General features: G+C 70.3%; 11 protein-coding genes and 1 pseudogene. 5 read left to right on the top strand and 7 right to left on the bottom strand.

Annotated elements, in window-relative coordinates:
- Window positions 1-6: 6 nt before the first annotated feature.
- Window positions 7-618: a TetR/AcrR family transcriptional regulator gene (locus tag G412_RS0110860; RefSeq protein ID WP_028812125.1), complete on the bottom strand. Its 612-nt coding sequence runs from the start codon at window positions 616-618 to the stop codon at window positions 7-9.
- Window positions 619-761: 143 nt separating this feature from the next.
- On the opposite strand from G412_RS0110860, the gene G412_RS0110865 reads away from it, so the two are divergent.
- Together G412_RS0110865 and G412_RS0110870 are read left to right on the top strand one after the other, a co-directional pair.
- Window positions 762-2,144 (top strand): purine-cytosine permease family protein, encoded by a 1,383-nt coding sequence (locus tag G412_RS0110865; protein ID WP_106964066.1) that lies wholly within the window; start codon window positions 762-764, stop codon window positions 2,142-2,144.
- Window positions 2,145-2,328: 184 nt separating this feature from the next.
- The gene (locus G412_RS0110870) at window positions 2,329-3,981 is read left to right on the top strand and encodes an amidohydrolase (RefSeq protein ID WP_028812127.1); all 1,653 of its coding nucleotides are present in this window, start codon (window positions 2,329-2,331) and stop codon (window positions 3,979-3,981) included.
- Here G412_RS0110870 and G412_RS0110875 read toward each other — a convergent pair.
- Window positions 3,976-5,064 carry a magnesium and cobalt transport protein CorA gene (locus tag G412_RS0110875; protein ID WP_028812128.1) on the bottom strand — a complete coding sequence of 363 codons (1,089 nt, stop codon included), beginning with the start codon at window positions 5,062-5,064 and terminating at the stop codon, window positions 3,976-3,978. The genes G412_RS0110870 and G412_RS0110875 overlap by 6 nt on opposite strands.
- Before the next feature lie 428 nt (window positions 5,065-5,492).
- Between G412_RS0110875 and G412_RS0110880 the strand changes: the two genes are divergently transcribed.
- Window positions 5,493-6,986, top strand: a complete 1,494-nt coding sequence (locus G412_RS0110880; protein WP_028812129.1) for a UDP-N-acetylmuramoyl-L-alanyl-D-glutamate--2,6-diaminopimelate ligase — start codon at window positions 5,493-5,495, stop codon at window positions 6,984-6,986.
- Here G412_RS0110880 and G412_RS33940 read toward each other — a convergent pair.
- Window positions 6,973-7,560 (bottom strand): hypothetical protein, encoded by a 588-nt coding sequence (locus tag G412_RS33940; RefSeq protein ID WP_157839076.1) that lies wholly within the window; start codon window positions 7,558-7,560, stop codon window positions 6,973-6,975. The two genes, G412_RS0110880 and G412_RS33940, sit on opposite strands and share 14 nt — an antisense overlap.
- Between G412_RS33940 and G412_RS0110890 the strand changes: the two genes are divergently transcribed.
- Both G412_RS0110890 and rox read left to right on the top strand, forming a co-directional pair.
- On the top strand, window positions 7,559-8,527 hold the full coding sequence (locus G412_RS0110890) for a DUF4331 family protein (protein ID WP_028812130.1): 969 nt from the start codon (window positions 7,559-7,561) through the stop codon (window positions 8,525-8,527). The two genes, G412_RS33940 and G412_RS0110890, sit on opposite strands and share 2 nt — an antisense overlap.
- Window positions 8,528-8,743: 216 nt before the next feature.
- The gene (gene rox, locus G412_RS0110895) at window positions 8,744-10,171 is read left to right on the top strand and encodes a rifampin monooxygenase (RefSeq protein WP_028812131.1); all 1,428 of its coding nucleotides are present in this window, start codon (window positions 8,744-8,746) and stop codon (window positions 10,169-10,171) included.
- A gap of 77 nt (window positions 10,172-10,248) precedes the next feature.
- On the opposite strand, the gene G412_RS0110900 is transcribed toward rox, so the two are convergent.
- The 4 genes and pseudogenes from G412_RS0110900 to aroQ all read right to left on the bottom strand — a co-directional run bounded on the left by G412_RS0110900 (window position 10,249) and on the right by aroQ (window position 13,558).
- Complete coding sequence (locus G412_RS0110900) at window positions 10,249-10,920, bottom strand: TetR family transcriptional regulator (protein WP_028812132.1); 672 nt, start codon at window positions 10,918-10,920, stop codon at window positions 10,249-10,251.
- 66 nt (window positions 10,921-10,986) lie between these two features.
- Window positions 10,987-12,801: a bifunctional sugar phosphate isomerase/epimerase/4-hydroxyphenylpyruvate dioxygenase family protein gene (locus tag G412_RS33945; RefSeq protein ID WP_051338261.1), complete on the bottom strand. Its 1,815-nt coding sequence runs from the start codon at window positions 12,799-12,801 to the stop codon at window positions 10,987-10,989.
- 33 nt (window positions 12,802-12,834) lie between these two features.
- A pseudogene (locus G412_RS41720) lies at window positions 12,835-12,955 on the bottom strand (shikimate dehydrogenase); the annotation flags it as partial.
- A gap of 147 nt (window positions 12,956-13,102) precedes the next feature.
- Entirely contained in the window at window positions 13,103-13,558 is a 456-nt protein-coding gene (aroQ, locus tag G412_RS0110910) for a type II 3-dehydroquinate dehydratase (protein ID WP_028812133.1), read from the bottom strand.
- Window positions 13,559-13,974 lie beyond the last annotated feature (416 nt).

The following is a 13,974-nucleotide window of genomic DNA, read 5'->3' on the forward strand; positions in this document are numbered from 1 at the left end:
GCTGAGCTACTGAGCCGGTCCGGCCGGAATCAGGCGGCGCGCGGCCGATCTCGCCACCGTCAGCGCCTGGCGCCGGTCGCTGCCGCGCTGGCCCAGCACCACCCGCGTGCTCAGCCCGTCCAGCAGTGCCAGCAGCTCGGAGGCGTGCGCCGGTATGTCCATCGGCGCGAAGCGCCGCCGCGTCACACCCTTGGCGAGCAGCGCCTCCAGGTCCTCCTGCCAGGCCCGGTCCATGGCCTCCTGGGCCTGGCGCAGGTCCTCGTTCGCCGGCGTACGGGCCCACAGCTCGATCCACAGCATCCAGCGCGGGTCGCGCGGTCCGCGCGGCAGGTACAGCTCCAGGAACTGGTCGAGCTTGCGCTCCGCCGTCGTCGGGCGGCCCAGCAACGCCCGGCGTTCCCCGGTGAGTTCGGTCTCGCTCCAGCGCAGCGCCTCAAGCAGCAGCCGGTCCTTGCTGCCGAAGTAGTACAGGATGTGGCCGCCGCTGGTGTCCAGCCGCTCGGCCAGTGCCGACATGGTGAGCGCGGCGAGGCCGTGCTCGGCGATGACCGCCATGGCCTCTTCGAGCATCCGCTCCTGGGCGATGTGCCCGTCGCGCCGTCGCGCCGCTCCTGCCACCGGTTTCGCCTCCACCGTCCGTACCCGATGCCACGACCTTAGCCGCGGATTCGCGCCGGGGTCTTGACGGGCGGGGGAGCGGCACCGCATCTTGAATGCCGTTCTAACTATTAGAACGGCATTCAAGATCTGGCGGGAGTGGCATGGCGACGCACATGGCGGAGCAGCAGCGAAGCGACGAGGTGTTCCGGGTCGAGACCCATGGCATCGACCCGATCCCGGACGAGGAGCGGCACGGCAGCGCCAGGGACCTCTTCTGGCTCTGGTTCGGCTCGAACCTGACCTTCACCTACGTCATCAACGGCGCGCTCGCCGTCGCCTTCGGCCTGTCCTTCTGGCAGGCCACCGCCGTCGTGGTCGTCGGCGGCCTGGCCTTCTTCGTCATCAGCGCGGCGGGCCTCAGCGGCGTCCGTACCGGGACGGCCACCCTCGTGATCTCCCGTGCCGCCTTCGGTACGCGCGGCAACTGGCCCGCCGGATTGCTCAACTGGATCGTCAGCATCGGCTACACCATCGTCAACACGGTGGTCGGCGTCCTCGCCCTAGAAGTCTTCTTCGCGGAAATCGGCTGGCAGGGAGGCGACACCGCCCGCGCCCTGGCGCTCGCAATCACCCTCACCCTGACCTTCGCGGTAGCCCTGTGGGGCCACGCCACCGTGCAGTTCGCCGAACGCTGGATGGCGTACGCCCTGGCCGCCGGCTTCGCCGCGCTCCTCGTCTTCGTCCTGCCCGGCGCCGACACCACCGTCCCCGCCGCCGGCCCCGGTGCGGCCGGCTGGAGCCTGGCCTTCGTCGTCATGCTGGCCGGCCCCTTCTCGTACGTCCCGATGCCCGCCGACTACACCCGCTATCTCCCCAGGACCACCTCGCTGCGCTCCCTCACCTGGTGCGGCGCGCTCGGCGGCTTCCTCTCCTCGGTCGCGCTCGGTGTCGCCGGAGTGGCCGCCGCGACCCAGACCGACATGACCGACGCGGTGGCAGGCACCGAGAAGCTCCTGCCCGGCTGGTTCCAGCCGGTCTTCCTGGCGCTCGTCCTGCTCGGCTCCGTCACCAACTCGATCATCACGCTCTACTCGTCCAGCCTGAACCTCCAGGTGCTCGGCATCCCCTGGAGCCGGTCGAGGGCCATCCTCATCAGCGCCGCCGTCACCGCCGCCGGCTCTCTGTGGGCCCTCTTCTTCGCCGACTTCACCGAGTCGCTGCTGTCCTTCCTCTCCCTGCTGATCATCGTCTTCGCGCCGTGGAGCGGGATCTTCCTCACCGACATGCTGCTGCGCCGCTGCCGTTACGACGCCCCGGCCCTGCACGCCGGGCCGGGCGGCGCGTACTGGTACCGGGCCGGCTACCACCCGGCGGGCATGGCCGCCCTCCTCACCGGCATCGTCTTCGCCGGCCTCACCTGCGACTCCGAACTGTGGACCGGCCCCCTGGTCGCACCACTCGGCGGCGCCGACCTCACGCTCCTCGGCTCGGTCGTCTCCGCGCTCACCTACTGGGCGCTGGCCGCCCGTGTCCGTACCGCCTGACCCCGCCTCACGGCCCACGGTGCCAGGAGGGGACGTGCCGGGGCGCTCCCCGCAGGGCGTTGAACGCAACACGCCCGAAGAAACAACGCACTACCCGAACGTTCGACGCCCGAGGAGACGCCCCGGCGCGGCACCGACCCCCCCGCCCCCGCAAAAGCGCACCGCACCTCCAGGAGTAACCCCCATGACCCGCACCGCCCCGGCCGACCTGGTCCTCGTCAACGCCCGCATTCACACCGTCGACCCCCGGCTGCCCGAGGCCAGGGCACTCGCCGTATGCGACGGGCGTATCGCCTGGCTCGGCGCCGACTCCGGAGCCGCGCGGTGGACCGGACCGGACACCGAGATCGTCGACGCGGGCGGCCGCCTCGTGCTGCCCGGCTTCATCGACGCCCACAACCACGTCAGGCTCGGCTCCGACGACGCCTGCGTCCAGCTCGCCGGCGTCCGTACGCTCACCGGCATCCACGAGCGCATCCGCGCCTGGCACACCGCCCACCCCGACGCCGAGTGGATCGAGGCCGAAGCCTTCGACTACTCGGCGATCCCGGACGGCCGGATGCCGCGCGCCGAGGACCTCGACCCCGTCACCGGCGACACCCCCGCCTTCGTCCTCAGCTACGACGTGCACACCGCCTGGCTCAACACGGCGGCCATGCGCCGGCTTGGAATCGACAAGAGCCGTACGGACCTGCCCTTCGGCGAAGCCGAGACCGATCCGCAGACCGGCGAACCCACCGGATTCATCAAGGACTTCGCCGTCAAGGGACTCTCCCACGACGGCCACCGCGCCCTGCGGGCGCTCGGTGTGCCGTGGGCCTCGCCCGACCGGCAGTACGGGCGCCTCGCCCAGAGCCTCGACGCCGCGATCACGTACGGCATCACGACCGTCGTCGAGCCGCAGAACTCCCTCGACGACCTCGCCCTGTACGAGCGGGCCCGCGCCGAGGGGCGGCTGCGCTCCCGGATCGTCGCGGCCCTCTTCCACCCGCGCGGCACCACCGACGCCGACCTCGACGACTTCGCCGCGGCCGCCCGCCGCTTCGACGACGACCGGCTGAACGCCGGCCCGCTCAAGCTCTACATCGACGACGTCGTCGAGCCCCGCACCGCCGCACTCCTGGAGCCCTACACCGGCTGCGGCCACCACCGGGGCGACACTTTCTACCCGCCCGAGGAGTTCGCCGAGCTGCTGACCCGGCTGGACGCGCGCGGCTTCCAGTGCTTCGTCCACGCCACCGGCGACCGGGGCATCCGTACCGTCCTCGACGCCGTCGAGCGGGCCCGCAGCGCCAACGGCCCGCGCGACGCCCGCCACCAGGTCGTCCACGTCGAATGCCTCGACCCCGAGGACACCCCGCGTTTCAAGGAGCTCGGCGTCGTCGCCTGCATGCAGCCGCGCCACAGCGCCCCCGAGATCGCCGGGCCCGGCAAGGACTGGGCGCGGAACGTCGGTGAGGACCGCTGGCACAAGGCGTGGCCGATGCGCAGCCTCCACGAGGCCGGCGCGGTGCTCGCCTTCTCCAGCGACTGGAACGTCGCCGAGATGGACCCGATGGTGGGCATCTACACCGCCGTGACCCGCCGTCCGCTCGGTGGTGGCGAGCCGTGGATGCCCGGCGAGACGGTCGATGTGGAAACCGCCGTGCACGGCTACACCATGGGTTCGGCGTACGCCAACTTCCTTGAGCACGAACGGGGTTCGCTGACCGTCGGCAAGCTCGCCGACTTCGTGGTCCTCTCCCGCGACATCCTTGAGCTCGCGCCCGAGGACATCCCCGGCACCGTCGCGGAGACGGTCGTGGTGGGCGGTGAAATCGTCGTCACGGCGTCATAGCCAGCCGTTGCGGCGAAAGGCCCGGTGGATGGCGAAGCAGGCGCTGGCCATGACGGCGAGGGCGAGGGGATAGCCGTACGTCCAGCGCAGTTCGGGCATGTGGTCGAAGTTCATGCCGTAGACACCGCAGATCATGGTGGGCACGGCGATGATCGCCGCCCACGAGGTGATCTTGCGCATGTCCTCGTTCTGCGTGATCGTCACCTGTGCCAGATGGGCCTGCAGGATCGAGTCGAGCAGCCCCTCGAAGGCGGCGATCTGCTCGGCCGTCCTGGCCAGATGCCCGGCGACATCGCGGAAGTACGCCCGGATCTCCGGACCGACGGTCGGCATCGACTCCGTCGCCAGCAGTTGGAGCGGCCGGGCCAGCGGCGCCACGGCCCGCTTCAGTTCGAGGAGTTCACGCTTGAGCTGGTAGATCCGGCCGGCGTCGCCGCGCCCCGCCGGCTCGCTGAACACGGCGCTCTCGACCGCGTCTATGTCGTTCTGTACGGCCTCGGCCACCACGAGGTAGTCGTCGACGACGTGGTCCGCGACGGCGTGCAGCACGGCGGCCGGACCCATGGCCAGCCGCTCGGGCGCCGACTCCAGGACCTCACGGAGCGGCCCGAGCGAGCCGCGCCCGCCGTGCCGGACCGTGATGACGAAGTCGGGGCCCGTGAAGACCATCAGGTCGCCGGTGTCCACGATCTCGCTGGTGGCGGTCACCTCGGCGTGCTCGACGTAGTGGACGGTCTTGAAGACGGCGAAGAGCACGTCGCCGTACCGCTCCACCTTCGGCCGCTGATGCGCCTGTACGGCGTCCTCCACGGCGAGCGGATGGAGCCCGAACAGCGCGGCGAGACCTGCGAACTCCTCCTCGGACGGCTCGTGCAGCCCGATCCAGACGAAGCCCTGCCCGGCCTTGCGGACCCGCGCGAGGGCCTCCTGCGCCGGGCAGTCACCGGGCCGGCGCGTGCCGTCCTCGTACACCACGCAGTTGACGACCGAGCTGCCGAGCGGCGACCGGGTGGGGTGGCTCAGATCCACGTTCGGACGGTAGGCACGGCGAACCGCCCGGCTGAGACTGCGGATCAACGGCATGAGGAGCTCCTTCGGCGAATCGGCGGCCAGTGTGCCACCGGGGCGTCGGCTCCCCTTCACGGGGGTGCTGCGGGCCGCCGCCGGGGCCGTACACTCCAGAGCATGAGTCGCAGCACATACGGAGTGGGAGAGTGCCTGAGCCGGCCTCCGCACGCCCTGTGCCGGGCCCTGCACGGCCACGGCTAGCGATTCCCCTTCCCGGCAAAACCGGCAAAACCGGCAAGAGCCCGGATGCTGCCCGCCGGTTTCTGATCCGGCTCTCTGTTCGGCACACGTAGCGCTCTCCCCCTCTTTGCCCTCGTTTCCCTTTTTCGTTTCCACGTGCCGTTGCCACAACTCCGCGATCAGGGCGGCCTCCCAGCCCTGCTCGCCGCCTTTGCCGACGCCGGAAGACCGGCCGTCGCCGTACACCCCCCGAGAGGACCCCTGTGAAGTTGAGCGAGTTGCTGGCCGGCCATGACCACGAGGTCCTCGCGGGAGATCCCGAGACGACGATCACCGCGGGCACCTGCTTCGACGCCCACCGGGCATCGCCCGGTTCCCTGTTCATCGCAGTGCCCGGGCACGAGGGTGGCGGCTGCGCAGCGGTCGGCCCCGCGATCGCGCGTGGCGCGGTGGCGGTGCTCGTCCAGGGCGCAGGGGGTACGGGCCAGGACTTGCCCGCGTCGGTTTCCGCGGCCGCCGCGGATGCCTGCGTCGTACGCGTGCCGGACGTCAGGAAGGCAGCCGCGGCCGTCGCTTCCCGCTACTACCGTGAGCCCGGCCGGGCCATGGACATGGTGGCTGTCACCGGCACCAACGGGAAGACGTCCGTCTCGTACATGGTCGAGTCCCTGCTGCGGATCGCCGAGGGCGCGGAGGTCGGCGTCATCGGGACGGGCGGCAGCCGGATCGGGGACGAGGTGATCCCCATGCCGAGGTCGGTGCTGACGACACCGGAGTCGCCGGACTTCCAGTACCTGCTGGGGCGCATGCGGGACCGTGAGGTCTCCACCGTGGTCCTGGAAGCGACGTCAATGGGGCTGCTGACGCACCGGGTGGACGACTCGTTCATCGACGTCGGCATCTTCACCAATCTCACCCAGGACCACCTGGACGACCACGGCACCATGGAGAACTACCGGGACGCCAAACTGCGCCTGTTCGAAGGGCTCTGCCGGCGGGCGGTCGTCAACGTGGACGACGTGGTGGGCGCCTCGATCGTGGCGATGATGCCGGGAGCGGTGACGACGTACGCCCTGGACACCGAGGCGGACTACCGGGCGACCGACCTCAGCATGGACAGCCGGGGCACGCGGTTCACCCTCCACCACGAGGGGCGCAAGTACCCGGCGGCGATTCCCGTGCCCGGCCGGTTCTCGGTCGCCAACGCGCTGGCCACGGTCGCCGCCTGCCACGTGCTGGGCCACGACCTGGCGGGGCTGGTCGCCGCACTGGACCGGATGCCGACGGCGCCGGGCCGCTTCGAGCGGTACCGGACGCCGTCCGGCACGTCCGTGATCGTGGACTACGCGCACTCCCCGGACTCGCTGGACAAGGTCCTCACCACCATCCGCGGCTTCGCCTCGGGCCGGATCGTCACCGTCTTCGGCTGCGGCGGCGACCGTGACATCACCAAGCGTGCCGAGATGGGTGAGATCGCCGGGACGCACTCCGACCTGTGCGTCCTCACCTCGGACAACCCCAGGAACGAGAATCCCGAGGAGATCCTGGACCAGATCACCGCGGGTCTCGTGGCGACCGGCACACCGTTCGAGCGGTACGCCGACCGCCGCGCTGCCATCGCGTACGCACTGTCCGCCGCCGGGCCCGACGACATCGTGCTGGTCGCGGGGAAGGGCAGTGAGCCGTACCAGATCGTCGGCGAGCGACTGATCCCGTTCAGCGACATGGCGACGGTGCGCGAACTCAGCGGGGCGTAGCCGAAGACGTGGGCCGCGCACCGGTTTTCAGGCGTACGTCATTGGACTGCTCGCCGTACGCGATGGCGCGGATGCGGTAGGACGCCTTCTTCTCGTCGGGGAGGGTGATCAGACCGAAGGAATCGACACCGGGGCCGAGCACGGCGGCCGGCCGGAAGGTGCGGCTGCCCGCCGGCCTGATCTCCAGCAGTTGCGCCTCCTCGTCGGCGGCGTGGTCGGTCCAGGTGAAGTGGATGCCGTTCGCATGCTTGACCGTTGCCTTCAGACCTGCGGGCGCGGAGGCGGCGTCCCGCACGGGATGTGTCCGCACGACGCGGCCCCCGGTGGTGCGTGGTGGCGCCCACGCGTGGTCGTTCCGCTGGGCCCGCTCCGACAGGCCGCCCGGCGGCAGGACGACTTCGACCGGCTGCGAGGCCGGTCCGAAGTAGAGAGGACCGCCGTGAAGCGGGGTGCTGGTGGTCGTGGGCGTGGCCTTTTCCCCGGCCGGCCGGGCTGCGCCGTACACCGGTCGGGGCCCACGGATGGCGGGCGCCACCGTGCGTGGAGGGGGCGCGGGGCTGAGGGTGGGTGACATGTCTCATCACCTCAGCGGGCCGAATCTGCGGTCGCCCATGGACGATGCGCGCCTGGATCTGACGGACCTGTTCGCGTTCACGGTGCCGGGCGGGCGCACCGTCCTGATCATGAACGTCCACCCGCTGGCTCCGGCCGCCGGTGCGGCGTTCCACCCGGACGCGGTCTACCGCATCGATGTCGACATGGATGGTGACGACCAGGCCGACGCGGCGTTCAGCTTCGTCTTCTCCCCGGCCGTCGACGGGCGGCAGACCGCGACCGTGTACTGGGCGACAGGCGCCCAGGCCCGCAGTCAGGAGCCCGGCGGCCAGCAGATCTTCACCGACGTGCCGGTGGCCCTCGGCCGTGACCCCCACGTGGCCGAGGTGGGCCCGTACCTGTTCTCCGCCGGTCTGCGCAGCGACCCCTTCTTTGCGGACCTGGACGGCATCCTCAAGGACTTCCAGTGGACCGGTGTGGACTGGGGGGCCGACAAGAACGTCCTCGGCATCGTGCTGGAGATCCCGAGCGACGAGCTCTGCCCCGACCCGGTCATCGGGGTGTGGGCGCGGGTGAGCGTGCGGCAGGACGGGCGGCTGAAGTCGGTCGACCGCGGCGCGCACCCGTCACTGACGGCGTACTTCAACGCCGACGAGGCGAAGGAGACGTACAACGAAGGGGAGCCCGCCGACGACTGGGCCACGTACAGCCGTCCGTGGACGGAGGTGCTCCGGCACACCGGTGGCTACGACGCGCACGCCGCGCAGGAGATCCTGCGCACCGTCCTGCCGGACATCCTGCGCTTCGACCGGAACCAGCCCGCCCGCTACCCCAACGGCCGGTCCCTCACCGACGACGTCACCTCCACCCGGCTGGCGATGATCTCGGGCGGCAAGGTCGCCGGCGACCACATCGGCCCGCACACCGACCTCTTTCTCGACTTCCCCTACCTCGGGACGCCCCACCCCGACCCGGCAGCGGGCTAGTTGCGTGGAGTGTCAGCCGCAGTCGCCGCCTTCTGAGGGTGACAAAAGGCAAAGGCAAGGAGGTTACCCACTCCTTGCCACTCTCAACATATAGCGCACTGGGGGGCTTGCGGCAAGGCCATGGTCGTGCCGCAAAATAGCCGGCCAAGGCCAGAACATGCGGAAATGAAAAATTCGCGGAGTTCATAGGCTTTCGCCAATGTATGGGGGGCTTTCGTGACGGACGTGATCGTGGTCGGCGGTGGACCGACCGGCTTGATGCTGGCCGCTGAGTTGCGGCTGCACGGTGTGCACGTGGTCGTGCTGGAGAAGTTGACCGAGCCGACCGAGCAGTCCCGTGGGCGCGGCCTGCACGCGCGCAGCGTCGAGATGCTGGACCAGCGCGGCCTGCTCGACCGGTTCCTCGCCGTCAGTGAGAAGTTCCAGGTCGGCGGTCTCTTCGGCGGCGTCGTCAAGCCGTGGCCGGACCGGTTGGACACGGCTCACCCGTACGGCCTCGCCACCCCGCAGCCCGTCACCGAGCGCCTGCTCAACGAGCGTGCCCTCGAACTCGGTGCCGATATCCGGCGCGGCTGCGAAGTGGCCGGGCTGAGCCAGGACGAGGACGGGGTGAGCGTCGAGCTGGCGGACGGCACACACCTGCGCTCGCGCTACCTCGTCGGGTGCGACGGCGGCCGCAGTGTGGTGCGCAAGCGGCTCGGCGTCGGTTTCCCCGGCGAGCCCGCCAAGGTCGAGACACTGCTGGGGGATATGGAGGTGACCGAGGATCCGGCGACGATTGCCGCCGTCGTCGCGGAAGTCCGCAAGACCCAACTGCGGTTCGGCGCCATCCCCGAACGGGACGGGGTGTACCGCATCATCGTGCCCGCCGACAAACTGGCCGAGGACCGTACGACCGCGCCGACCCTCGCGGAGTTCAAGCAGCAGCTGCGGGCCTTCGCGGGCACCGACTTCGGCGTGCACTCGCCACGCTGGCTGTCGCGGTTCGGCGATGCCACCCGGCAGGCCGAGCGTTACCGGGTCGGCCGGGTGCTGCTGGCCGGCGACGCGGCGCACATCCACCCGCCGACCGGCGGGCAGGGGCTCAACCTCGGCGTGCAGGACGCGTTCAACCTCGGCTGGAAGCTGGCCGCCGAAGTGGGCGGCTGGGCACCGGAGGGGCTGCTGGACAGCTATCACGCCGAACGGCACCCCGTGGGCGCCCGCGTGCTGGACAACACCCGCGCGCAGATCACGCTGCTGGGGACCGATCCGGGTGCGACCGCGCTGCGGGAGCTGTTCTCCGAGCTGATGGACTTCGAGGAGGTGAACCGGTACGTGACCGGGATCATCACCGCGGTCGGGGTCCGCTACGACTTCGGCGAGGGCCACGAACTGCTCGGCCGGCGGATGCGGGACGTACAACTGAAGCAGGGTCGCCTCTACGAGCTGATGCACGGCGGCCGCGGCCTGCTCCTCGACCGGACCGGCCGGCTCTCGGTCGAGGGCTGGGCAGATCGGGTCGACCACGTCGTCGACGTCAGCGAGGAACTGGACGCACCCGCGGCGCTGCTGCGGCCGGACGGTCACGTGGCGTGGGTCGGTGAGGATCAGCAGGATCTGCTCAGCCGGCTACCCAAGTGGTTCGGCGCCGCCACCGGCTGAGTACGCAGTTGTGGCCCCAGAGGGTGGGGCCTTGATCGAGACGCCGCCCGCCACCATGATCGGCCGGACGGGTCCGGTCACGCGCCTGGGGCCCGCGTCCCCTGGGTGAGGTACGCCGCGATCATGTCGCCGAGCATGCGGCGGTGGCGCGCGCGGTGCTTCGCGGCGGTCAGGTCGCGGCCGAACAGGGCCTCGAAGGTGTGCTGGTTCGCGATCCGGAAGACGCAGAACGCGCTGATCATCATGTGTACGTCGATGGCGTCGGCCGTGGTGACGAACTCACCGCTCGCGTGCCCCGCCTGAAGGATCTTGCCGATCAGGTCGAGCGCGGGCGTACCGAGGCTGGCGAGCGCGGGCGACTTGCGGATGTGCTCGGCCCGGTGGATGTTCTCGATGCTCACCAGGCGGATGAAGTCGGGATGCGCGTCGTGGTGGTCGAAGGTCAGCTCGGCGAGCGTACGGATCGCCTCGACGGGACCGAGGTGGTCGACGTCGAGGGCGCGCTCCGCGGACCGTACTTCGGCGTAGGCCTGTTCGAGGACAGCGGTGTAGAGCTGTTCCTTGCTGCCGAAGTAGTAATAGATCATGCGCTTGGTGGTGCGCATGAGGGACGCGATCTCGTCCACGCGGGCGCCGGTGTAACCCTGCCGCGCGAATTCGCGCGTGGCGACGAGAAGGATCTCCGCCTTGGTGCGGTCGGCGTCCCGCTGACGGTCCTTGTTGGCCTGTGGGGCCGGTCGCGAGGTCATGGGGCTCCACCGGTCGACGCGTTGACGCACCCATCCTATTGCGGGCCGGTCATCGGTCCGGGCCGGTCAGCGGTCCGGGGTGGGGCCGGTGGGGGTGGCGGGCGCGGGGGCGTGCTGGGCGGCGAGCCGTACCGGGGTGTTGGCCATACCGAAGCCGCGGTAGCCGCCCACGCGCTGCACGATCTCGAAGAAGACCCGGCCCACGGTGACCGTGTAGAGGTGCAGGAACTCGCCGTCATCGTCCCTGTCGTACATCAGCCCCAGCTCACGCAGTTCCCGGTGCCGCTCCTCGCCCAGGTCGAAACGGGCTCGCAGGTCGTCGTAGTAGTTGTCGGGAATGGGCAGCAGTACGTCGTCGGGCAGGGCCCGGAGCCGGCGCGCGGTCGCGACGATGTCGTCGTCGGCGAGGGCGATGTGCTGGCCGGGCAGGCCCCGCGCTCCGACGTGCGCGATGTTGAGCGCGAGACGGACCGTACCGGCGGCGTTGGACATGGCGCGGCTGCGCAACAGACCGTACGGATCGGCCACTTCGACGCTCTCGTGCGGCCGCAGCCCGAGAACCGAACGGTAGAACAGGGCCGCCTCGTCAAACTGGTCCCAGGGATGGCTCAGCGCCACATGGTCGATACGGCCGATGTGCCCCACGGGCGGCGTCACGGCATCGAAGGCCTCGCGCCACCCCGCCCGCCGGACGTCGCAGAAGAACAACTCGGTGCCGTCCGGAGCCGCGACGGCTTCGAGAGAAGCTTCCCCGGGGGCGCGGTGGCGGGGAAGTGCGGGCGACAGCAGGGCCTTGGCGCGCTCGGCGGAGAGCGCCGGATCCGGGGATTCCAGACCGATGGCCACCAGGGACGTGTCGGTGGGACTTTCGGGGTGCAAGCGGTCGATGAGAATCCTGGCCAGGCCCTGCTCCCACAGCTCGACCGGCTTGGTCTCGTGCTGTCCCGTACGGGCGAATCCCAGCGCACCGAGCAGCCTGCCCACGCGCTTGTGATCACGGGTCGCGAGCTCGGCGAACGCGAACCCGTCGGGCTGCACGGACCGGGGCAGGGGAGAGCCGGTGCCGAGCACCTGGGCGACGGACTCCTCCAGCGCGATCAGGGACCGCATTCCGTCCACGGCCGTCCGCCCGGTGTCCGCCTGCCGGAAGCTGTCGTTGAAGACCTCCAGCGACAGCGGGCCCGCATAGCCGGTGCGCACGACATGGGCGAGCAGCCCGGCGAGATCGAAGCCGCCCTGGCCGGGGAAGCAGCGGTAGTGGCGGCTCCACTGGAGTACGTCCATGGCGAGCAGCGGTGCGTCGGCGAGCTGGACGAAGAAGATCTTGTCGCCGGGGATCACCTCGATGCCGCCGGGGTCGGAACCGCGCGACAGGATGTGGAAGCTGTCCAGGCAGGCGCCGAGGTTCGGATGGTCGGCCATCCGTACGATCCGCCAGGCATGAAGGTACGTGTCGACGTGCCGGCCCCAGGACAGCGCCTCGTACGCGATCTTGATGCCGTGGTCCGCAGCACGCTCGGCGAGCAGTCGCAGCTGCTCGGCGGCGAGCGCGTCGTCGTCGACGGCGCCGGGGGAGACGTTCGAGCAGACCAGCATCATGTCGGTGCCGAGCCGCTCCATCACCCGGAACTTGTGCTCGGCCCGCCGCAGATTGTCGGCGAGGCGGCCGGGAGTGACCGCCTCGAAGTCGCGGAAGGGCTGATAGAGGTCGATGCCGAGGCCGAGGCTCTCGGCCCGTTCGCGGATCTGCTCCGGCGACAGCGGGCAGCCGAGCAGGTCGTTCTCGAAAATCTCCACGCCGTCGAATCCGGCCCGTGCGACGGCCTCCAGCTTCTCGGTCAGGGAACCGCTGACGGAGACGGTGGCGATGCACTTGCGCATGGGGGAACTCTCCTGTCCTTGGGGCCGCGGCCCTCAGACGGCGACGAGGGCGGCCATGTGGGCGAGCATCCTGGCCGGGTCGGGCTCACGGCCCCGCGAACAGCCGGAACGCGTGTACGGCCTGGAAGACGGCCATGCCGCCACCGTCCAGCGTGCCCCGTGTGCGTGGCGTGCACCAGCCCGTCGGCCCCGGCGAGGAGCGCGCCGAGCTGCGCGCGCGGTGCGGCTTACGCCCGTCCGTCACCGAAGCGTCCGACGAGTCAGGCGGCGCGGGCCCGGTCCCGGTCGGCGTTTCGACAGCTCATGCTGCGTTCTTCCCCAGGAGGTGGGCGACGTGGGTGAGGGCCAGGGCGTATCCATGGACCCCGGCGCCGCAGATCATCGCGTCGGCGACCTCCGCGACGTAGGACCGGTGCCGGTACGGCTCGCGCTGGTGGATGTTGGTGATGTGCACCTCGACGACGGGTGCGTCCACGGTCGCGAGGGCGTCCCGCAGGGCCACCGAGGTGTGCGTGTATCCGGCCGCGTTGACGACGACAGCGGCGGCGCCGGTACGGGCCTCCTGCACCGCGTCGATGAGCTCGCCCTCGTGGTTGCTCTGACGGAAGTCCACGTCCAGGCCGTGACGGGCGGCGACGTCGCGGCACAGCGACTCGACGTCCGCGAGGGTCGCGGAGCCGTACAACTCGGGCTCCCGCAGGCCGAGGAGATTGAGGTTCGGCCCGTTGAGGACGAGCACGCGCGGTGGGGTCGGCATGGGCTCTCCATGGCTTAATGTACTGAATGGTTAATTGTTTATAGCCGATCTTCGTGTTCCGGGGAAGTGGTGACGCACGGTTGAGAGGCGGCGTCCTCGATGATGCCATCGGCGCCCTTGACGCGGCTGGAACGTGGCTGGGGCATGTCGGTATGGCGCTTATGAACTATGTGGTTCGTAACATCACAGCGCCAGACGCGTCGGCCTACCGCGCTCCCGCCTCCGCCCGCCGTAACGTAATCAGGTCCGCAACCGCGCAACCGCTCAACCGCGGCGCTGACCTGATGCCTCGTTACCCCGTGGGCGCCGCATGTTTCCCCCGAGGACCCCGTCAACCCCTGGTGTGCCGGTGCGCGCGCGGCAATGCTGTGGGCGGCAGCGCTTACTGCCCGCTGTCCCGCCCAACCCGCCGTTCA

The organism is Streptomyces flavidovirens DSM 40150, assembly GCF_000429085.1.
Lineage (GTDB): Bacteria > Actinomycetota > Actinomycetes > Streptomycetales > Streptomycetaceae > Streptomyces > Streptomyces flavidovirens.